The organism is Streptomyces sp. NPDC088730 (assembly GCF_044751215.1).
GTDB lineage: Bacteria > Actinomycetota > Actinomycetes > Streptomycetales > Streptomycetaceae > Streptomyces.
Genome location: NZ_JBIVLK010000001.1, coordinates 271937 through 291975, shown reverse-complemented (window position 1 = coordinate 291975; position 20039 = coordinate 271937). Strand labels below are relative to the sequence as shown.

The window sequence follows — 20039 nt, the reverse complement described above, 5'->3', positions numbered from 1 at the left end:
TACGTTCTCTCCATGAACGCAAGCCCTGATCCCCTGCTCGACCTGCTGGACCTGCTGGACCTGGAGCAGATCGAGCGCGACATCTTCCGGGGCACGAGCCGTTCGGCGCTCGTGCCCCGGGTCTTCGGCGGGCAGGTCGCGGCCCAGGCGCTGGTCGCCGCGGGCCGTACCGTACCGGCCGACCGGAGCGCCCACTCACTGCATTCGTACTTCCTGCGGGCGGGCGACCCCGGCGCGCCGATCGTGTACAGCGTCGACCGCATCCGGGACGGGCGCTCCTTCACCACCCGGCGGGTCGTCGCCGTCCAGCACGGGCAGCCGATCTTCCACCTCTCCGCGTCCTTCCAGACGTACGAGGCCGGCCTGGAGCACCAGGCGGCCATGCCGGCCGCTCCGGACCCGGAGACGCTGCCCACCGCCGCCGAGATGCTGCCGCGCCACGCGGACCGGTTCAGCGACCCCGGCGTCGTGGACCGGCTCATCGAGGCGCGGGCGGCGGTCGACCTGCGGTACGTGGACGCGCCGCCGTTCGGCACCGTCGGGGAGTCGCGCGAGCCCCGTTCGCAGGTGTGGTTCCGTACCAACGGCAAGCTGGCCGACGACCCGCTGCTGCACGTGTGCATGGCGACGTACGTCTCCGACATGACGCTGCTCGACTCGGTGCTGCTGGCCCACGGGCGCGGCGGCTGGGCGGTCGGTGACGTGGTGGGCGCGAGCCTGGACCACGCGATGTGGTTCCACCGGCCGTTCCGGGCCGACGAATGGCTGCTGTACGACCAGGAGTCGCCGTCCGCGTCCGGCGGGCGGGGGCTGGGTCAGGCCCGTATCTACACGCAGGACGGCCGCCTCGCGATCACCGTCATCCAGGAGGGCGTCATCCGGGTCCCCCGGAAAGGCTGAACGGAACCCGTGGCCGCGCGGGGGACATGGCCGCCCCGGCTGGGGACATACTCCCCAGCATGAGTGACGAGAAATCAGCGGGTGGGGAGTCCACGTTCACGGTCGTCGTCGCCGCGGCGGCCAACCTCGGTGTCGCCGTGGCGAAGGCCGTCGCGGGACTGATCAGCGGATCGAGCGCGATGCTCTCCGAGGCGGCGCACTCGGTCGCGGACACCGTCACCGAGGTACTGCTGCTCACCTCGCTCAAACGCAGCGAGAAGCCGGCCGACGAGGACCACCCGCTGGGCTACGGCCCCGAACGCTACATCTGGGCGATGCTCGCCTCCGTCGCCACGTTCGTCGGCGGTGCGGTCTTCTCCCTGTACGACGGCGTCCACACCCTCATGGCGGGCGAGGACCTCGGCGATCCGCTGGTCTCGTACATCGTGCTCGGCATCGCCTTCCTGCTGGAGGGCTACTCCCTGCGCACCGGGCTGCGCCAGGTCCGCGGCGAGGCGGCGCGGATCGGCGCCGACCCCTCCCGCTACTTCCGCCGCACGCCCGACACTGCGGTGAAGGCCGTGGTGATGGAGGACTCGGCGGCCCTGGTCGGACTGCTGCTGGCCGCGGGCGGGCTGCTCGGCGGCCAGCTGACGGGTTCCGGCGTCTATGACGGGATCGCGTCGATCCTGATCGGGGTGCTGCTCGTGTACGTGGCCTGGGTGCTCGGCCGCTCGAACGCCCAGCTGCTGATCGGCCGCCCGGTACCGCAGTCGATGCGGACGGGGGTGCGCGAGGAGCTGCTCTCCGTGTCACACATCATCGAGGTGCTGGAGCTGACCACCCTCATCCAGGGACCCTCCGAGGTCATGATCGCGGCGAAGGTCGACTTCCGGGACGTCGTCAGTGCCGAGCAGGTGGAGTGGGCCTGCGAGGAGGCGGAACAGCAGCTGCGCGAGCGGTACCCGTCGATCAAGCGCGTGTACCTGGACCCGACCCCGGGGGCGGCACAGCGCCGCCGTGCGCGCACCGCCGAGGCGGATCCGGTGGTCGGGCCCGGCGACGGGAAGGGCAACGGGGACGGCGGGGGGCTGTTCACCGACCGGCAGGAGGACTGACTTCCGCCGCCGGGCCGTCACGCCCCGGCCACCGCGAGGCCGCCACCGGTCAGAGCAGTCCGGCCGCGTCCAGCAGGTACTCCGTCATCGGGTCGTAGAACCGCGGGTCCAGCACGTGGTCGTCCAGCGGCACGGCCACCTGGAGGGTGCCCTCCGACTCCCCCAGGAACAGCGCCGGGTCGTTGCAGTCCGCGTAGCCGATGGCGTCGAGCCCGCGCTGGGCCGCGCATCCGGCCCAGCCGTGGTCGGCGACGACCAGGTCGGGCATCGGGCGCCCCTCCCGCTCCATACCGTCCAGGATCGCCGCCATCGGGGCCGGGGAGTGGGTGTGCCAGAGCGTCGCGCCGCGCTCCTGGACGGCGACGTCGGCGAACTGGAAGACCATGCCCTCGTCCGCCATCAGCCCGGACGGGATCCGGACGATCTCGCAGCCCGCGGCCCGCAGGGCGGCCGCCGTCTGCCGGTGGACGTCGAGCAGCCCGCCCGGGTGGCCGGTGGCGAACAGCACCCGCTCCGAGCCGTCGGCCGCCTTGCGCAGCCTGGCCGCCGCCCGGTCCAGGGCGGCGACGGTGAGCTCGGGGTCGATGGTGTCCTGGCCGAACCGGTGCTCCGGGTCGTCGCTGACCCCGCACCGCTCGGCCATCACGGCCAGCACGTCCTGCTCGTCACGCCACCGGTCGCCCAGCTCCAGGCCCAGCCAGTAGTGGCGGTCGCCGTTGGCTAGCTTGCGGTAGTGGGAGAGGTTGTTGTCGCGCGGGGTGGCGACGTCTCCGGCTATACGCGTACGGACGAGTTGTTCGACGAGGGCGGCGCGGCTGGGTATCGGCATGAACCCATTGTGCCGTCAGGTGTGCGCAGTGTGCCGTTCGGATGAAGCATCGCGCCGTCGGCGGGAGGCACCACGCCGCCCACGGGAGGCGAACAGCCCGCCCGGAGCGCCGTTCCCCAGCCCCCGCACGGCCCTCCCGGGATGTTGGGTGACTGTTAACCCATGCGTGACCTGGAGCTTTCCGCTCCATCCGGACGGGATCATGAAATAGGTCCAGACCACTCCCGGACGTTTTCACGGGCCCCTCCCTCCGCGCCGGACCGACGTCTCACTCTTCGATCATGAAAAAATGGTCTATACCTTTGGCGCTAGGGTGGGTCCCCCGATACCGGGACATGCACAGCTGTGGGGGCTTTATGACCGTGCATCACTTACCTCAACCTCCGTCCGATGACGAGCTCTACTGGTACTTCGGACCGCAGCGCCGCTGGGTCCTCATCAGCTCCTCGCTCGCCTTCGTGCTCACGGCGGCGACCATGTTCACCTTCGCCCTGCGCACCCCGGCCCTGTGGGCCTTTCTCGCGGTGCTCTCCCTGAACGTCGTCGCCCTGGCGCTCTCGTCCGTCAACAGCCTGCGCCAGCGCCGGCTCACCAGGCGCTCGCACGAAGTGCTCGTACACGCCTGGCACCCGGCCGAGCTGCCGGGTGTGGACCTCTACCTGCCGACCTGCGGGGAACCGCTCCCGGTCCTGGAGAACGCCTACCGGGCCGTCGCGGACCTGGACTGGCCCGGCGCGCTGACCGTCTGGGTACTGGACGACGCGGACAGCCCCGAAGTGGCCGCGCTGGCCGCCCGGTTCGGCTACCGCTACGTCGTACGGCCCGACCGGGGGAAGCTGAAGAAGGCGGGCAACCTCAATCACGCGCTCACCCTGAGCGGCGCCGAGTACATCGCCATCCTGGACGCCGACTTCGCGCCCCGGCCGGACTTCCTGCGCCATCTCGTGCCCTACCTGGCCGACCCGGGCGTCGGCATCGTGCAGAGCCCGCAGTGCTTCGACACCGACGGCACGATGGAGTGGATCCAGCGCGCCGCCGGATCGGCCCAGGAGTGGTTCTTCCGCTGGATCCAGCCGTCCCGGGACGCGAGCGACGCGGCCATCTGCTGCGGCAGCAACGCGGTCTACCGGCGCAGCGCCATCGATCTGGCCGGCGGCTTCGCCCGGCTCGACCACAGCGAGGACCTGTACACCGGACTCGCCCTGTACGAGCAGGGGTTCCGGACCCTGTACGTGCCGGTACTGGTGGCCAAGGGCACCTCGCCGGACAACCTGGCCTCGTTCCTCAACCAGCAGTACCGCTGGGCGATGGGCAACCTCCATCTGATCGGCACCCCGGTCCTGAAGCGGGTGGGCGCCCCCTGGCGGATGCGGCTCTGCTTCCACGAGGGCGTCGTCGGCTACCTGGCGACGGTGGTGAACACCTTCGCGGCCCCGCTGCCGCCGCTGGTCATGATGTTCTGGTACCCGGACGACATCCGGCCCTGGCACGTACTGCCGCTGCTCGCACCGCTGTGGCTGTGGCACGTGCTGCTGCCCCGGATCAGCCGGACCCGCTGGCGGATCGAGGTGATCCGGGCCAACGTCCTGATGAGCGTGGCCGCCGGGGCCGCGTTCCTGCACACCCTGCGCGGCCGCAGCGCGGCATGGGTGCCCACCGGGGCCGGCGGCGGGAAGCCGGGCAGGATGGCGCGGCGGGTGGTCCTCGTCTCGCTCGGCTGGCTCTGCTGCTCCACCGGAGCGGCGGCCGGCGGCCTCGCGCTGGCCGTCGCCCACAACGGCTGGGAGCCCAACTGGGGGCTCGGCCTCTACCTGCTGGTGCAGCTCCAGATCAACGTGCCCCTGATCAGGGACCTGGTGCGCGAGCTACGCCCCGCTGCCGCCCCCCGGAAGACCGCACCGGCCCGGCGGAGCCGCCGCTCCGTGCTGCCCAGACGCTGGCCGGAAACGCTGGCCGTGACGGTCACCCTCCTGCTCACCGCCCTGCTCGCGTCCGGCTGGGTCGACCCGATGCTGCCCTGGCTGAGCTGAAAGGCCTCGAACCATGCCCACCCTCGCCCCCTCCGCTCCCCGGTCCGGGAGCAGCGCCGCACCCGCACCGCCGCCCGGCGGCCCGGGCTCCGGCTCCGGCCGCGCGGGGCCCCGCCGGCCCGGTTTCCGTCCCGATATCGAGGGGCTGCGCGCCTTCGCCGTCCTGTCGGTCCTCGCCTTCCACGCGTCCGTGCCCGCACTGGCCGGCGGCTTCGTCGGCGTGGACGTCTTCTTCGTCATATCCGGCTACCTGATCACCGGGCTGCTGGTGCGGGAGGCCGTCACCACCGGCCGGATCCGGCTGGCCGAGTTCTTCGCCCGCCGGGCCCGCCGGCTGCTGCCCTCGGCCGCCGTGGTGCTGGTCGCGGTCGCGGTGGCCGGGGCGTGGCTGACCGTCCCGCTGCGCCGCACGGACCTGGAGAACGACGTGGTGGCGGCGGCCCTGTCCGTGGCCAACTGGCGGTTCGTCCAGCAGCAGACCGACTATCTCGCCGCCGGCCAGGACGAGAGCCCGCTGCTGCACTTCTGGTCGCTCGCGGTGGAGGAGCAGTTCTACCTGTGCTGGGCGCCGCTGCTCGCCCTGCTCGCGGTCCTCGTCGCGGGCGCGGCCCGCCGGGGACGTGCGCTGCGGCCGGCGGCGCTCGCCCTCACCGCCGTGCTGACGCTCGGCAGCCTCGCCCTCTCGCTGCGCTGGACGGGCGGCTCCGTCTCCCTGGCGTACCTCGGCACGCCCTCGCGGGTCTGGCAGTTCGGTACCGGCGCGCTGCTGGCGCTGCTGCCGTGGCATCTGCTGCGCGGGCCGCGCGTGCTGCGGCTGCTGTGCGGATGGGCGGGGGCGGCGGCGCTCGTGTGGTGCGTACTGCGCTACGACGCCTCGACGCCGTACCCCGGATACGCGGCGCTCGTCCCGACCCTGGCCACGGCCGCGGTCATCCTGTCCGGCACCCCCGGACGGCGACCGGACAGGGCTGCCGGGTTCCTGGCGGGGGCCGGGGTCGGGCGGCTGCTGGCGATGCGGGCTCCCGGGGCGGTCGGCCGGCTCTCGTACACCCTGTACCTCTGGCACTGGCCGGTGCTCGTCCTGGCCGAGGCCCGCTTCGGCCACCTCGGCTGGCCCGCGAGGGCGGCGCTGACGCTGGCCTCCGTGCTGCCGGCCGCGGCGACCGCGCGCTGGGTGGAGCGGCCGCTGCGGCACAGCCGTACGCTCTCCGAACTGCCCCGGCGGGGGCTGTCGCTGGGGCTCGCCGCCGTGGTCGTGCCGGTGGTCCTGGCGCTGGTGGTGGGCACCACCACGCTGCGTCTGCTGGGCCCGGCCGCGCCGGTCGACGTGAAGGGGCTGCCGCCGGGAGCGGCCGCCGGCCCCACGCTGCTGGCCCGGACCGGTACGCCGCTCACCGGCGGCCCCGTGGTGCCGAGCCCCGTACAGGCCCGCCAGAGCTTCCCGCCGGACGGGGCGTGCGAAGTGGCGCCGCCCGTGACGAGCAGCCCGCCCTGCCTGTTCGGGGCGGCGGACAGCGCGCACCGGATCGTGCTGCTCGGCGACTCGCACGCCGGGCAGTGGTTCTCGCCGCTGCTCAGTCTCGCGGCCAAGCGCGGCTGGGCCCTCCAGGAACTGGTGAAGCAGGGCTGCCCCTTGCCCGAACTGTCGGTGATCAACCCGCAGTTGGGGCGTACGTACCACGAGTGCGACAGCTGGCGGGCCGACAGCCTGGCCCGGCTCCGCGAGGGACCGAAGCCCGAGCTGATCGTGATCGGCTCGCTGAACCGGTACACCGACGACCAGCGGCTGCTGCTCAGGGGCTGGGAGAAGACCCTGAAGCCGCTGCGCGCGCTCGGGGTGCCGATCGTCTACATCGAGGACACCCCGGTGCCGGGTACCGATGTCCCGGCGTGCGTCTCCGGGCACCTCACGGACCCCGCGGCCTGTGCCTTCGACGCCAGGAAGGCGCGGTGGCCCGATCCGCTGGCGCTCGGGGCGGCGGCCGGCACGCTGCCCGGGGTGCGGACCGTGGAGGTGAACTCGGTGCTGTGCCCGGCCGCGCGGTCCGTCTGCCCGGCGGTCCTGGACCGGATCCTGCTCTACCGGGACGACGCCCATCTCACCGATGCCGCGGCCGTGGTGCTGGCGCCCCGCCTCGAACGGCTGCTCATGGGGGCCGGCGCACCGGCGGCGGGCGGCTGGACCCGGCTGCTGCACGAGGAGTTCGACGGCCCCGCGGGCAGCCGGCCGGCCGCGTCCCGCTGGAGTTACGACCGGGGCACCTGCTATCCGGGCTGCCCGGCCCCGCAGTGGGGCACCGGGGAGACCGAGACGATGACGGACTCCACGGACAACGTCCGCCTCGACGGGAAGGGGGCACTGGAGATCGTGCCCACCCGGCGCGAGGGCCGCTGGTACTCGGGCCGCATCGAGTCCCGGCGCTCCGATTTCGCCCCGCCGCCCGGGGGCGTCCTGCGGATCGAGGCGTCGATCGCCCTGCCGGACGTCACGGGCCCGGCGGCGGACGGCTACTGGCCGGCCTTCTGGACCATGGGCGCCGGGGTGCGCGACGGGTACACGGGCTGGCCCGGCACCGGCGAGCTCGACGTCATGGAGTCCGTCAACGGCCGGGACGCCGTCTTCGGCACCATGCACTGCGGCATCCTGGACGGCGGTCCGTGCGAGGAGCCGGCGGGGCTCAGCTCGCCCCGGCAGAAGTGCTCCGGCTGCCGCGGCGCGTTCCACTCGTACGCCGTGGAGGTCGACACCGCGCCCGGCGCCGAGGAGGTCCGCTGGTATCTGGACGGCCGGGTCTACCACCGGGTGAAGGCGTCCGGCATGGACGCGGCCACCTGGGAGCGGGCGGTGACCCGCGGCCAGTTCCTGATCCTGAACGTGGCGATGGGCGGGGCGCTGCCGGCCGCCGACGGGGCCGTGCCGGGTCCCGCGACGGAGCCCGGTCACCCGATGCGGGTGGCGGAGGTCAGTGTGTCGGCGCGGGGACCGGCCGGGTCGAGTAGGTGATCCGCTTCAGGTGGTAGTACCGCGCCGTGCAGGGGGCCGGCCAGGTGCTGCGGCCGTGTTTCCCGAACGGGTCGCGCATCTGCCCCACGGAGGCCGGTACGTATGGCAGGACCTCCGCGCCCGCGGCCGCCTCCTGCCGCAGCCACCGGTCCTGGCGGTCCCAGTGCCGGGCCCGTACGTCCATGTCGTGGGCCAGGCCCGTCAGCGGCACGAACAGCCCCACGCAGACCGCCGCGCAGAGCAGCGCCGCCGCTCCCGTGACGAGGGGAACGGCGCGGGTGCCCCGCACTCGGGTGCGCAGGGCGCTGCCGAGCAGGGCGCCGAGTCCGGCGAGGAGCAGCACGAGCAGGAAGAGGTAGTCGTTCCAGGTGCGGGTGCCATACGTCATCATGTTGTGCTCGAAGGCGGGCAGGGTGATGAGCGTGCAGAGGTACCCGGACACCAGGAACGCCGCCACCGCCGCCAGGGCCGGGAGCAGCGGCCGGCCGCGCAGGGGGCCGTCGGCGGCCGGGCCGCTCCCGCGCAGCAGCAGGCCCAGCAGTACGCCGACGGCGAGCGCGCCGAGGTAGGTCCAGGTGGTGAGGACGGTCCCCAGGATGTCGCCGAAGGTCCGCAGCGCGTCGGCCAGCGATCCGGGGTCGGCGACCGAGGTGGCGCCGGTGCCGAAGCGGTCCCGGCGGTGCCGGGAGCCGGGCGAGGTGTAGATGATGACCAGCCCCGCCGCCAGGGCGGCCAGCGCGACGCCGCACCAGAGCCGGGTGCGGCGGCGGCCGGGCCCCGGTCGCGACCGGAGGCTGAGCAGCAGCGCGGTGCAGAGCAGGACGCCCGCGACGACCGACGTCCCCTCCGAGAGGGTCCCGATGAACAGCCCGGCCACGGCGGCGACGCACAGCGCGAGGATCCGCCCCCGGTGAGAACGGGCCCGCAGCATCGGGATCACCGCCGCGGCGGCCAGGGCCGGGGCCACTGTGTGCGAGACGGAGGAGGCGGGCCAGTAGAACGTCTTGTACGTGTTGGGGGTGGCGAAGAAGAACACCGCGGCCGTCATCGACGCGACGAGCAGCGGCATCCCGCGCGGCGCGGTCCGCCCGGCTCGGTGCAGCGCGGCCGGGATCAGCGCCCACAGCACGGCCAGGACCAGCAGTCCGCTGAGGGTGGCGTACCACTGGTGGCCCGGTACGCCGCCGGCCCCGTAGAGCGCGACCATCAGGGCGTTGGCGACGCGTCCGTTGTCGTCCAGGTAGAACTTCCCGATCATTCCGGAGACGCCTTCGTCGCGCAGGACGGGCAGGAAGCACCAGTCGTCGCCGCCCGGCCGCACCAGCCGGCCGATCCAGAAGGACGCGGCGAGCAGGGCCAGCGGGAACACGGTGAGCACGGCCGCCCAGAGCGGCAGCCGGGGCCTCGGGGGCTCCGGGGGCCGCGCGCCGTCCGGCGGGCGGTGGGCGTTCCCGGTCGTGGGCGGCGTGTCCGCCGTTCCCGGTGGTTCCGCGGTCATGGATGTGCCGGTTCCCTTCGTGCGGTGCCGCTGCTTACGGGGCCGTGCCGCGGGCGCTGGGTGCGGGGTCAGTCGCCGGGACGGCCGGTCCGGCCTTCGGGCAGCGGTTCCGGCTGCCGGGAGACGGCCGCGCCGGAGGTGATGGCCCACCGGGCGATCAGGAAGGAGAACGGGGTGGCGAGAATTCCGGCGGTCAGGGCGGCGATGTTCTTTCCCATGCCCAGGTGGCTCACCCCGACATAGAGCAGGGCCCCGGAAAGGACGAGATTGACGAGGCTGGACAGCGGAAAGCGGACGAAGGCCCGCCACGTCGGACTCGTCCGGCAGGTGATGTAGGAGTTGAGCAGGAAGGAGCCGACAATGCTGACGCAATAGCCGATGACATGAGCGGTCAGATAGGGAATCCAGTGGTTGAGCGTCGCGTAGACGCTCAGATAGACCGCGGTATTGACGACGCCGATCATGGCGAAGGTGATGAATTGGCGCACGGTCCTCGCACGGCCGTTGCCGAAGGCGCTCGCGCCGCCGCCTCTCACCCGTAAGGGCCGCTCCGGCGCGGCGGGGGCGGCGGGGGCGGGCTGTTCGCTGGTCTCCCGGATCAGGTAGTGCGGGCGGTTCTTCGTCTCGCAGTAGATCCGGCCGACGTACTCACCGACGATGCCGAGGGTGGCCAGCTGGATCCCGCCGAGTGCCACGACCGCGGTGAGCAGGGAGGCGTATCCGGGGACCCCCACCCCGTGGCGTGCCACCTCCACGATGATCCACAGGGCGTACCCCATCGCGGCCAGGGCCATCAGGAGGCCGGCGTAGACGGCGAGGCGCAGGGGGCGGTTGTTGAAGGAGATCAGTCCGTCGATGCCGTAGTTGAGCAGCCGTCTGCTGCCCCACTTCGAGCGTCCGGCCACCCGCTGGGCGTTGTGGTAGGTGAAGCTGGTGGTGTCGAAGCCGATCCAGGAGAAGATCCCCTTGGAGAACCGGTTGGACTCGGGGAGCGCGAGCACGCTGTCGACCGCACGGCGGGACAGCAGCCGGAAGTCCCCCTCGCCGTCGACCACCGAGACGTCCATGAAGTGCCCCATGGCGCGGTAGTAGCAGCGGCTCGCGTACGAGCGCAGGGCTCCCTCGCCCTCGCGGTCGCGCCGGGCGATCACCTGGTCGTAGCCGTGCCGGCTCAACTCCATCATGCGGGGCAGGAGTTCCGGCGGGTGCTGGAGGTCGGCGTCCATGAGCACCACCGAGTCCCCGCAGGACATGCGGAGTCCGGCGAGCATGGCTGCCTCCTTGCCGAAATTACGGCTGAAGGCGGTGTACCGGACCCGTTCGTCGACGGCTGCCAGGCGGATCAGTTCGGCACGGGTGAGATCCTCGCTGCCGTCGTCGACATAGCAGACCTCGAAACTCTTCCCGGTCGGTTCGAGGGCGGTGACCAGTGCGCGGTGAAACGCCTTGACGGCCTCTTCCTCGTTGTAACAGGGGACGACGATCGATACCTGACAGTTTTTCATTCAATTCCCCATCGGGCGCGGAACCGACCGATCCGAAGCCTATGTCCGCACCCTGCCGAATCAACTCAGGCGAATGGGAGTCGTGGGGAAAAGTCGGCACGGATTCGTGCCCGGTGACCCGGATTCACGCTTTCCGGCGGCCGGCGGGGCGCCCCTATCCGGGAATACCGGCCCGCGCGCCGCCCGCCGCGTCGAAGGCGCCCCGGGCCAGCCGGTGCAGCAGCGCCGCCGTGTCCGCGCGGTCGGGCAGCGCGCCGGGGCGGCCCAGGTGCGGGGTGGAGTTGAGCAGGCCGAAGACGGCGTGCACCGCGGCACGCGCCTCGTGCTCGGGGAGGTCCGGGTAGAGGCCGCGGACGACGCCGACCCACACCTCGACGTACTGCCGCTGGAGCCGGCGCACCCGCTTGCGGTCGGTGTCCCGCAGCCGGTCCAGCTCCCGGTCGTGCAGGGTGATCAGGGGGCGGTCGTCGAGGGCGAAGTCGATGTGGCCCGCGATGAGCGCGTCCAGCAGCGCCTCGTGCGAACCGTTCCGGGAGGCCGCGTCCTCGGAGACGCGCAGCTCTCCGCCGGCCAGCAGCCGCTCGCTGATGCCGACCAGCAGTTCGGCGAGCATCGCGTCCTTGCCGGGGAAGTGGCGGTAGAGGCCGGGGCCGCTGATACCGACGGCGGCGCCTATCTCGTCGACGCCGACGCCGTGGAAGCCGCGCTCGGCAAAGAGGCGCGCGGCCTCCTTGAGGATCTGCTCACGGCGGGTGGGAGCCGCGACGCGGGCGGCGGCATGGGTGCTCATGACCAATCATTCTAGACAGGCGCGTTAGCGGTCGTTAACCTGTGGCTGACGTTAACGCTCACTAACACAGCGGTACGGGCAAGGGGGCTCGACAGGATGCAGCAGGCACCGGTGCTGGCGAGCGCGGCCGATCCCGCCTCCGAGGCCTGGCAGGCCAACGAGGCGGCGCATCACGCGCTCACCGACGAGCTGCGCAAGCGGCTCGCCACGGCCAGGCTCGGCGGGGGTGAGAAGGCCCGCGCCCGGCATGTGGCGCGCGGCAAGCTGCTGCCCCGGGAGCGGGTGGACACCCTGCTCGATCCGGGCTCGCCCTTCCTGGAGCTGGCCCCGCTGGCGGCCGAGGGGCTGTACGGGGGCGCGGCACCGGCCGCCGGGGTGATCGCCGGGATCGGCCGGGTCAGCGGCCGGGAGTGCGTGATCGTCGCCAATGACGCCACCGTCAAGGGCGGCACGTACTACCCGATGACCGTGAAGAAGCATCTGCGGGCCCAGGAGGTGGCGCTGGAGAACCGGCTCCCCTGCCTGTACCTGGTGGATTCGGGCGGCGCCTTCCTGCCCATGCAGGACGAGGTGTTCCCGGACCGGGAGCACTTCGGGCGGATCTTCTACAACCAGGCCCGGATGTCCGGCGCCGGGATTCCGCAGATCGCGGCGGTGCTCGGCTCCTGCACGGCCGGCGGGGCGTACGTCCCGGCGATGAGCGACGAGGCCGTGATCGTCCGGAACCAGGGCACGATCTTCCTGGGCGGGCCGCCGCTGGTGAAGGCCGCGACCGGCGAGGTCGTGACGGCGGAGGAGCTGGGCGGCGGCGAGGTCCACTCCCGTACGTCCGGCGTCACCGACCACCTCGCGGAGGACGACGCGCACGCGCTGCGGATCGTGCGGAACATCGTGGCCACCCTGCCGGACCGGGGCGCGCTGCCCTGGTCCGTGCGGCCGGCCGACGAGCCGAAGGTGGACCCCGCCGGTCTGTACGGGGCCGTCCCGGTCGACTCGCGCACCCCGTACGACGTACGGGAGGTGATCGCCCGGGTCGTCGACGGATCGCGGTTCGCGGAGTTCAAGGCCGAGTACGGGACGACGCTGATCACCGGCTTCGCGCACATCCACGGCCATCCGGTCGGGATCGTCGCCAACAACGGCATCCTGTTCTCCGAGTCCGCCCAGAAGGGCGCGCACTTCATCGAGCTGTGCGACCAGCGCGGCATCCCGCTGGTCTTCCTGCAGAACATCTCCGGCTTCATGGTCGGCCGCGACTACGAGGCCGGCGGCATCGCCAAGCACGGCGCGAAGATGGTCACCGCCGTCGCCTGCACCCGGGTGCCGAAGCTGACCGTGGTGGTCGGCGGCTCCTACGGCGCGGGCAACTACTCGATGTGCGGCCGGGCCTACAGCCCCCGGTTCCTGTGGATGTGGCCCAACGCCAAGATCTCGGTGATGGGCGGCGAGCAGGCCGCGTCCGTCCTCGCCACGGTCAAGCGCGACCAGCTGGGCGACGACTGGAGCGCCGAGGAGGAGGAGTCCTTCAAGGCCCCGATCCGCGAGCAGTACGAGACCCAGGGCAACGCGTACTACGCCACCGCCCGGCTCTGGGACGACGGTGTGATCGACCCGATGGAGACCCGGCAGGTGCTGGGGCTCGCCCTGACCGCCTGCGCCAACGCCCCGCTGGGCGATGCCGGTTTCGGCGTCTTCCGGATGTGAGGAAGAGATGACGATGTTCGACACTGTCCTCGTCGCCAACCGCGGCGAGATCGCGGTCCGGGTCATCCGGACGCTGCGCGAGCTGGGGGTGCGCTCGGTCGCCGTCTTCAGCGACGCGGACGCGGACGCCCGGCACGTGCGGGAGGCCGATACGGCGGTACGGATCGGCCCCGCCCCGGCATCCGAGAGCTATCTGAGCGCGGACCGGCTGCTGGAGGCGGCCCGCCGCTCCGGCGCGCAGGCCGTCCACCCCGGCTACGGCTTCCTCGCGGAGAACGCGGCCTTCGCCCAGGCGTGCGCGGACGCGGGCCTGGTCTTCATCGGGCCGCCCGCCGCCGCCATCGCGCTGATGGGCGACAAGATCCGGGCCAAGGAGACGGTCGCGGCGGCCGGCGTCCCGGTCGTCCCCGGCTCCACCGGAAGCGCCCTGACCGACGGCCAGCTGGCCGACGCGGCGCGCGAGATCGGCATGCCGGTGCTGCTGAAGCCCTCGGCGGGCGGCGGCGGCAAGGGCATGCGGCTGGTCCACGACGCGGCGCTGCTCACCGAGGAGATCGCGGCGGCCCGGCGCGAGGCGCGCGCCTCCTTCGGGGACGACACCCTGCTCGTGGAGCGGTGGATCGACCGGCCGCGCCACATCGAGATCCAGGTCCTGGCGGACGGGCACGGCAACGTCGTGCACCTCGGCGAGCGCGAGTGCTCGCTCCAGCGCCGCCACCAGAAGATCATCGAGGAGGCGCCCTCGGTCCTGCTCGACGAGGCCACCCGGGCGGCGATGGGCCAGGCCGCCGTGCGGGCCGCCCGCTCCTGCGGCTATGTCGGCGCGGGCACGGTGGAGTTCATCGTGCCGGGCGGCGATCCGGCCGCGTACTGCTTCATGGAGATGAACACCCGCCTCCAGGTGGAGCACCCGGTGACCGAGCTGATCACCGGACTCGACCTGGTGGAGTGGCAGCTGCGCGTCGCGGCGGGCGAGCAGCTCCCGTACGGGCAGGAGGACATCACGCTCACCGGGCACGCGGTCGAGGCGCGGGTCTGCGCCGAGGACCCGGCCCGTGGCTTCCTGCCCTCCGGCGGCACGGTGCTGGCGCTGGACGAGCCGCGGGGCGGCGGGGTGCGGACGGACTCGGGGCTCGCCGAGGGCGGCGAGGTCGGCAGCCTGTACGACCCGATGCTGTCGAAGGTGATCGCGTACGGCCCGGACCGGGCGACCGCCCTGCGCCGGCTGCGGGCCGCGCTCGCGGACACGGTGGTGCTGGGGGTCCCGACCAACGCGGGCTTCCTGCGCCGCCTCCTCGGCCACCCGGCGGTGGTGGCGGGCGACCTCGACACCGGTCTGGTGGAGCGCGAGGTGGACACTCTGGTGCCGGACGGGGTGCCGGAGGAGGTGTACGCGGCCGCCGCGCTGCTGCGGCAGCACTCCCCCGCACCCGCGCCGGGCCCGCGGACCTGGGCCGACCCGTTCTCGGCCGGGGACGGCTGGCGCCTGGGCGGCACCCCGGCCCGGACGCCGCACCACTTCCACATCCCCGGCCACGAACCGGTGCAGGTGGGACTGCGTCCGTGCGGCGCGGCCACCGAGCTGGCCTTCGGCCACATCGGTGAGGGCGCGCGGCCGCCGGCCCCCGACTCCGGCAGCTGCGGTCCGCTGGGCCCGCTCCCCGGCAGCGCGGAGACGGCCAGGATCATCACGGCGGACGAGCGCCGGGTCACCCTCGAACTGGCCGGTGTCACCCACGCGTTCGCCCACGCCGCGTCCCCGGAGGGCCGCTGGTTCGGCCGGGACGGCGACACCTGGCACGTCCGGGACCACGACCCGGTGGCGGCGTCGCTGACCGGCGCCGCCCGCTCCGGGGCCGACGCCCTGGCCGCACCGATGCCCGGCACCGTCACGGTGGTGAAGGTGGCCGTCGGGGACGAGGTCGCGGCCGGGCAGAGCCTGCTGGTGGTGGAGGCGATGAAGATGGAGCACGTCATCTCGGCCCCGCACGCCGGCACCGTCACCGAACTCGACGTCACGGCCGGGACCACGGTCGCCATGGACCAGGTACTGGCCGTGGTCACCCCCGTGGCCGCCGCCGGGGAGGAAGCATGACGACGACCACCCGCGCCCTGCCGATGACCGTCCCGGATCCGGGCCTGCCCGCCCGGATCCGGATCCACGAGGTCGGCGCCCGCGACGGACTCCAGAACGAGAAGGGCGTCGTGCCGACCGAGGTGAAGGCGGAGTTCATCCGCCGCCTCGCGGTCGCCGGGCTCTCCACGATCGAGGCGACGAGCTTCGTCCACCCCGAGTGGGTGCCCCAACTGGCCGACGCCGAGCAGCTCTTCCCGCTGCTCGGTGACATCGCGGACGTGGGCGACGTGGCGCTGCCGGTCCTGGTGCCGAACGAACGGGGGCTGGACCGGGCACTCGCGCTCGGCGCCCGCCGGATCGCCGTCTTCGGCTCGGCCACCGAGACGTTCGCGGCCCGCAACCTCAACCGCACCGTCGACGAGTCGCTCGCCATGTTCGAGCCCGTCGTGGCCCGCGCCAAGGCGGACCGGGTGCATGTGCGCGGCTACCTGTCGATGTGCTTCGGCGACCCGTGGGAGGGGGCCGTGCCGGTCCCCCAGGTCGTCCGGGTGGCCAGGGCGCTGCTGGACCTCGGCTGCGACGAGCTGTCGCTCGGGGACACCATCGGGGTCGCGACGCCGGGCCACGTACGGGCGCTGCTGTCCGCGCTGAACGTCGCGGGGGTGCCCACGGACGCGATGGGGGTGCACTTCCACGACACGTACGGGCAGGCCCTGTCCAACACCCTGGCCGCCCTCCGGCACGGCGTCACCACCGTGGACGCCTCCGCGGGCGGCCTCGGCGGCTGCCCGTACGCGAAGAGCGCGACCGGCAATCTCGCCACCGAGGATCTCGTGTGGATGCTCGACGGCCTCGGCATCGAAACCGGGGTCGACCTCGACGCGCTCACCGCCACCAGCGTGTGGCTCGCCGAACAACTGGGCCGGCCCAGCCCGTCCCGCACCGTCCGTGCCCTGTCCCACAAGGAGCAGTGATTTCCCGATGTCCCTGGACCACCGGCTGACCGCCGAACACGAGGAACTGCGCCGTACCGTCGAGGAGTTCGCGCACGACGTCATCGCGCCGAAGATCGGTGACCTCTACGAGCGCCACGAGTTCCCGTACGAGATCGTGCGGGAGATGGGGCGGATGGGCCTGTTCGGGCTGCCGTTCCCGGAGGAGTACGGCGGGATGGGCGGCGACTACCTCGCGCTCGGGATCGCCCTGGAGGAGCTGGCCCGGGTCGACTCCTCGGTGGCGATCACCCTGGAGGCCGGGGTCTCGCTGGGTGCGATGCCGGTGTTCCGCTTCGGTACGGAGGAGCAGAAGCGGCAGTGGCTGCCGAGGCTCTGCTCCGGCGAGGCGCTCGGCGCGTTCGGCCTGACCGAGCCGGACGGCGGCTCCGACGCGGGCGGCACCCGGACGACGGCGGTGCTGGACGAGTCCAGGGACGAGTGGGTGATCAACGGCTCCAAGTGCTTCATCACCAACTCCGGTACGGACATCACCGAATTGGTGACCGTCACGGCGGTGACGGGCCGCAAGGAGGACGGCCGCCCCCGGATCTCCGCGATCATCGTCCCGTCCGGCACCCCCGGCTTCACGGTCGCCGCCCCGTACTCCAAGGTCGGCTGGAACGCCTCGGACACCCGCGAGCTGTCCTTCACCGACGTCCGCGTCCCGGCGGCGAACCTCCTGGGCGAGGAGGGCCGCGGCTACGCGCAGTTCCTGCGGATCCTGGACGAGGGCCGGATCGCCATCGCGGCGCTGTCGACGGGCCTCGCGCAGGGCTGTGTGGACGAGTCGGTGAAGTACGCCGCGGAGCGGCACGCCTTCGGGAAGCCGATCGGCGCCAACCAGGCGATCCAGTTCAAGATCGCGGACATGGAGATGCGGGCGCACATGGCCCGCATCGGCTGGCGCGACGCGGCCTCCCGGCTGCTGGCGGACGAGCCGTTCAAGAAGGAGGCGGCGATCGCCAAGCTCTACTCCTCGACCGTGGCGGTGGACAACGCCCGCGAGGCGACCCAGATCCACGGCGGCTACGGCTTCATGAACGAGTACCCGGTGGCCCGGATGTGGCGCGACTCCAAGATCCTGGAGATCGGCGAGGGCACCAGCGAGGTCCAGCGCATGCTGATCGCGCGGGAGCTGGGGCTGCCGGCCTGACCCGGCCGTCTGAGGACGGGCGGGACTGCGGAAGGCGCCGGGTACAGGGCCGGCGCCTTCCGCCGCCTCACGCTCAAGATGCTCGCCTTCGCCCAGCAGCAGCTCGGCACCTCCACCAAGCGGGAGACGATCAACCGCGCGCTGACGATAGCCGCGGCGGTCAGCGCGGACGACCGGGCGCGTGCGCTGCGATGGCCCCAGGACAACGCGGACCAGTTCCTGTCCCTGTGCCCGCCCGTCGAGGCCGACCTCAGGCGGGCCATTCGGGCGGACCGCGATCACGAACACCTCTTCACCATGCTCGGCCAGACCTTCGGCTGGGTACCGGCCCTCGACGACCCCTGGCCGAGGATCATCGATGTCCAGCGTGAGCTGGTGCGGATCGGCCATCACCGGGGCCCTTCACCCATCGACAGCCTGATCGCCCTGACAGCGCGACAGCACCGGCTCACGGTGCTGCACGTGGATGACGACTTCGGCTCCATCGCCAAGGTGTGCCCCGACGTCGCCATGGTGCGGCTCCAGCCCCTCGACAGCCGGGCCCCCGGATCATGACCCGCCGCCCGCCGCACCCGCTGTCAGGCAATTCGTTCGACACCGGCCGTCCCGCCCCGGCATTGTTCGTCCATGAAACCCCAGCACTGGCCGCTGTACGGGCTCCGCATCCGCACTCCCCGGCTGGAGCTCCGTCTCCCGGACCTGGAGCTGTTGGACGAGCTGGCCTCGGTCGCCGCCGACGGGGTGCACGCCCCGGACACCATGCCGTTCACCGTCCCCTGGACCGACGCCTCGCCCGCCGGGCGCGGCCGGGCGGTGTTCCAGCACGTGCTGGCCTCCGTCGCCAACTGGTCGGAGCGGGACTGGTCGTTGAGCCTCGCGGTGCTGCATGAGGGCCGGGTGGTCGGGCGGCAGGACGTGACGGCGAAGGACTTCGCGGTGACCGGCGAGGTGAGCACCGGCTCCTGGCTGGGGCTCGCCCACCAGGGCCGGGGCATCGGCACCGAGATGCGGGCCGCCGCGCTCCATCTCGCCTTCGCCGGTCTCGGGGCCCGTACGGCGGTCTCGTCCGCGATGACGGACAACCCGCGCTCGCTCGGTGTCTCGCGGCGGCTCGGCTACCTCCCGGACGGGCTGGAGACCGCCGCTCTGCGCGGCGCCCCCGTCACGCTGCAACGGCTGCGGCTGGAGCGCGAGCGGTGGGAGGAGCACCGCGCCCTCGACGTCACGGTGGAGGGGCTCGACGGGTGCCGTGCGCGGTTCGGCGGGTGAGACAGGCGGGGGCGGGGCCCGGCCGGTCCGGTCACACAGAAGGTTAGGCTAACCTTCCTCCGGTCCGGCTCAAGGCCGGTCCCGGCCCGTACGAAAGTGGAACCCGTCATGCGCACTGCCCGTCCGTCCCGCCCCACCCGCCGTGGCCTGCTGGCCATGGGCGGCGCCGTAGGTCTCGGTGCCGTCCTCGCCGCCTGCGGCGACAGCGACGGGAAGGACGCGGGTTCCGGCGGCTCCGGGGGCGCCGACGCCGGGCCGTGGAGCTTCAAGGACGACCGGGGCAGGACCGCGGAGGCCAAGTCGGTCCCGAAGAACATCGTCGCCTTCACCGGGGTCGCCGCCGCGCTCCACGACTACGGCGTCGAGGTCAAGGCCGTCTTCGGCCCGACGAAGACCAAGGACGGCAAGGCCGATGTGCAGGCCGGCGACCTGGACGTCAGCAAGGTCGAGATCCTCGGCAACGTCTGGGGCGAGTTCAACGTCGAGAAGTACGCGGCGCTCGGCCCGGAGCTGCTGGTCACCGCGATGTGGGAGAAGGACGCCCTCTGGTACGTGCCGGACCAGTCCAAGGACAAGATCCTGAAGCTGGCCCCGAGCGTCGCCCTGTGGGCCGCCCAGACCACGATCCCGAAGGCCATCCAGCGCCACGAGGACCTCGCCGCGTCGCTCGGCGCCGACCTCAAGGCCAAGGCGGTCACGGACGCCAAGGCCCGCTTCGAGAAGGCCGCGGCCCGGCTGCGCGCCGCCGCGAAGTCCAAGCCGAACATCAAGGTCCTGATCGGCTCGGCCAGCCAGGACCTCTTCTACGTCACGCTCGCGAAGACCGCCGCCGACACCCTGTACTTCCAGGAGCTGGGCGTGAACTTCGTCGAGCCGAAGGTGAACTCCGCCGGCTTCTTCGAGGAGCTGAGCTGGGAGAACGTCGACAAGTACCAGGCCGACATCATCATGATGGACAACCGGTCCTCTGCGCTCCAGCCCGGCGCCCTGACCTCCAAGCCGACCTGGACGCAGCTGCCCGCCGTCAAGGCCGGCCAGGTCGTCCCCCGGACCACCGAGCCGATCTTCAGCTACGACAAGTGCGCGCCGATCCTCGAAGACCTCGCGAAGGCCATCGAGGACGCCAAGAAGGCCGCCTGACGCCGGAACCAGTCGTTCCGGCCGGCAACGGGTGCGGGGTTTTCACCC

At 72.5% G+C, this 20039-nt stretch carries 15 protein-coding genes; 11 read left to right on the top strand and 4 right to left on the bottom strand.

Annotated elements, in window-relative coordinates; genetic code table 11:
• Positions 1-12: 12 nt before the first annotated feature.
• The gene (locus ACIP89_RS01280; protein ID WP_402112280.1) at positions 13-900 is read left to right on the top strand and encodes an acyl-CoA thioesterase; all 888 of its coding nucleotides are present in this window, start codon (positions 13-15) and stop codon (positions 898-900) included.
• Positions 901-959: 59 nt separating this feature from the next.
• The gene (locus tag ACIP89_RS01275; protein ID WP_401921664.1) at positions 960-1997 is read left to right on the top strand and encodes a cation diffusion facilitator family transporter; all 1038 of its coding nucleotides are present in this window, start codon (positions 960-962) and stop codon (positions 1995-1997) included.
• A gap of 49 nt (positions 1998-2046) precedes the next feature.
• On the opposite strand, the gene ACIP89_RS01270 is transcribed toward ACIP89_RS01275, so the two are convergent.
• The gene (locus ACIP89_RS01270) at positions 2047-2826 is read right to left on the bottom strand and encodes a phosphatase (protein ID WP_401921667.1); all 780 of its coding nucleotides are present in this window, start codon (positions 2824-2826) and stop codon (positions 2047-2049) included.
• 356 nt (positions 2827-3182) lie between these two features.
• On the opposite strand from ACIP89_RS01270, the gene ACIP89_RS01265 reads away from it, so the two are divergent.
• Positions 3183-4856, top strand: a complete 1674-nt coding sequence (locus ACIP89_RS01265) for a glycosyltransferase family 2 protein (RefSeq protein ID WP_402112278.1) — start codon at positions 3183-3185, stop codon at positions 4854-4856.
• A 13-nt stretch (positions 4857-4869) separates the two neighbouring features.
• Positions 4870-7860, top strand: a complete 2991-nt coding sequence (locus tag ACIP89_RS01260) for an acyltransferase family protein (RefSeq protein WP_402112275.1) — start codon at positions 4870-4872, stop codon at positions 7858-7860.
• On the opposite strand, the gene ACIP89_RS01255 is transcribed toward ACIP89_RS01260, so the two are convergent.
• The 3 genes from ACIP89_RS01255 to ACIP89_RS01245 all read right to left on the bottom strand — a co-directional run bounded on the left by ACIP89_RS01255 (position 7820) and on the right by ACIP89_RS01245 (position 11653).
• On the bottom strand, positions 7820-9358 hold the full coding sequence (locus ACIP89_RS01255; RefSeq protein WP_402112272.1) for a DUF6056 family protein: 1539 nt from the start codon (positions 9356-9358) through the stop codon (positions 7820-7822). The two genes, ACIP89_RS01260 and ACIP89_RS01255, sit on opposite strands and share 41 nt — an antisense overlap.
• A 68-nt stretch (positions 9359-9426) precedes the next feature.
• On the bottom strand, positions 9427-10863 hold the full coding sequence (locus ACIP89_RS01250) for a glycosyltransferase (RefSeq protein ID WP_401921677.1): 1437 nt from the start codon (positions 10861-10863) through the stop codon (positions 9427-9429).
• A gap of 154 nt (positions 10864-11017) precedes the next feature.
• Entirely contained in the window at positions 11018-11653 is a 636-nt protein-coding gene (locus ACIP89_RS01245; protein ID WP_401921680.1) for a TetR/AcrR family transcriptional regulator, read from the bottom strand.
• A gap of 96 nt (positions 11654-11749) precedes the next feature.
• Here ACIP89_RS01245 and ACIP89_RS01240 point away from each other — a divergent pair, with 96 nt between their 5' ends.
• From ACIP89_RS01240 to ACIP89_RS01210, 7 genes are all read left to right on the top strand, one after another.
• A complete protein-coding gene (locus tag ACIP89_RS01240) occupies positions 11750-13357 on the top strand; it encodes a carboxyl transferase domain-containing protein (RefSeq protein ID WP_401921682.1) in 1608 nt (535 codons plus the stop codon).
• A 13-nt stretch (positions 13358-13370) separates the two neighbouring features.
• Positions 13371-15452, top strand: a complete 2082-nt coding sequence (locus ACIP89_RS01235) for an acetyl/propionyl/methylcrotonyl-CoA carboxylase subunit alpha (protein WP_401921685.1) — start codon at positions 13371-13373, stop codon at positions 15450-15452.
• Complete coding sequence (locus tag ACIP89_RS01230; protein WP_401922017.1) at positions 15449-16408, top strand: hydroxymethylglutaryl-CoA lyase; 960 nt, start codon at positions 15449-15451, stop codon at positions 16406-16408. The genes ACIP89_RS01235 and ACIP89_RS01230 overlap by 4 nt, the downstream gene beginning before the upstream one ends.
• Before the next feature lie 7 nt (positions 16409-16415).
• Positions 16416-17582 carry an acyl-CoA dehydrogenase family protein gene (locus ACIP89_RS01225; protein WP_401921689.1) on the top strand — a complete coding sequence of 389 codons (1167 nt, stop codon included), beginning with the start codon at positions 16416-16418 and terminating at the stop codon, positions 17580-17582.
• Between the two features lie 78 nt (positions 17583-17660).
• A complete protein-coding gene (locus ACIP89_RS01220) occupies positions 17661-18137 on the top strand; it encodes a VapC toxin family PIN domain ribonuclease (RefSeq protein WP_402112269.1) in 477 nt (158 codons plus the stop codon).
• 72 nt (positions 18138-18209) lie between these two features.
• A complete protein-coding gene (locus tag ACIP89_RS01215; protein WP_401921694.1) occupies positions 18210-18851 on the top strand; it encodes a GNAT family N-acetyltransferase in 642 nt (213 codons plus the stop codon).
• A gap of 156 nt (positions 18852-19007) precedes the next feature.
• Positions 19008-19991 carry an ABC transporter substrate-binding protein gene (locus tag ACIP89_RS01210; protein WP_401922354.1) on the top strand — a complete coding sequence of 328 codons (984 nt, stop codon included), beginning with the start codon at positions 19008-19010 and terminating at the stop codon, positions 19989-19991.
• Positions 19992-20039 lie beyond the last annotated feature (48 nt).

Excerpts from the sequence above, each read along its gene's own strand:
- ACIP89_RS01275 (WP_401921664.1), top strand. The coding sequence starts at position 960 with ATGAGTGACGAGAAATCAGCGGGTGGGGAGTCCACGTTCACGGTCGTC.
- ACIP89_RS01255 (WP_402112272.1), bottom strand. The coding sequence starts at position 9,358 with ATGACCGCGGAACCACCGGGAACGGCGGACACGCCGCCCACGACCGGG.
- ACIP89_RS01245 (WP_401921680.1), bottom strand. The coding sequence starts at position 11,653 with ATGAGCACCCATGCCGCCGCCCGCGTCGCGGCTCCCACCCGCCGTGAG.
- ACIP89_RS01280 (WP_402112280.1), top strand. The coding sequence starts at position 13 with ATGAACGCAAGCCCTGATCCCCTGCTCGACCTGCTGGACCTGCTGGAC.
- ACIP89_RS01210 (WP_401922354.1), top strand. The coding sequence starts at position 19,008 with ATGGGCGGCGCCGTAGGTCTCGGTGCCGTCCTCGCCGCCTGCGGCGAC.
- ACIP89_RS01235 (WP_401921685.1), top strand. The coding sequence starts at position 13,371 with ATGTTCGACACTGTCCTCGTCGCCAACCGCGGCGAGATCGCGGTCCGG.
- ACIP89_RS01225 (WP_401921689.1), top strand. The coding sequence starts at position 16,416 with ATGTCCCTGGACCACCGGCTGACCGCCGAACACGAGGAACTGCGCCGT.
- ACIP89_RS01250 (WP_401921677.1), bottom strand. The coding sequence starts at position 10,863 with ATGAAAAACTGTCAGGTATCGATCGTCGTCCCCTGTTACAACGAGGAA.
- ACIP89_RS01220 (WP_402112269.1), top strand. The coding sequence starts at position 17,661 with ATGCTCGCCTTCGCCCAGCAGCAGCTCGGCACCTCCACCAAGCGGGAG.
- ACIP89_RS01230 (WP_401922017.1), top strand. The coding sequence starts at position 15,449 with ATGACGACGACCACCCGCGCCCTGCCGATGACCGTCCCGGATCCGGGC.
- ACIP89_RS01260 (WP_402112275.1), top strand. The coding sequence starts at position 4,870 with ATGCCCACCCTCGCCCCCTCCGCTCCCCGGTCCGGGAGCAGCGCCGCA.
- ACIP89_RS01215 (WP_401921694.1), top strand. The coding sequence starts at position 18,210 with ATGAAACCCCAGCACTGGCCGCTGTACGGGCTCCGCATCCGCACTCCC.
- ACIP89_RS01270 (WP_401921667.1), bottom strand. The coding sequence starts at position 2,826 with ATGCCGATACCCAGCCGCGCCGCCCTCGTCGAACAACTCGTCCGTACG.
- ACIP89_RS01240 (WP_401921682.1), top strand. The coding sequence starts at position 11,750 with ATGCAGCAGGCACCGGTGCTGGCGAGCGCGGCCGATCCCGCCTCCGAG.
- ACIP89_RS01265 (WP_402112278.1), top strand. The coding sequence starts at position 3,183 with ATGACCGTGCATCACTTACCTCAACCTCCGTCCGATGACGAGCTCTAC.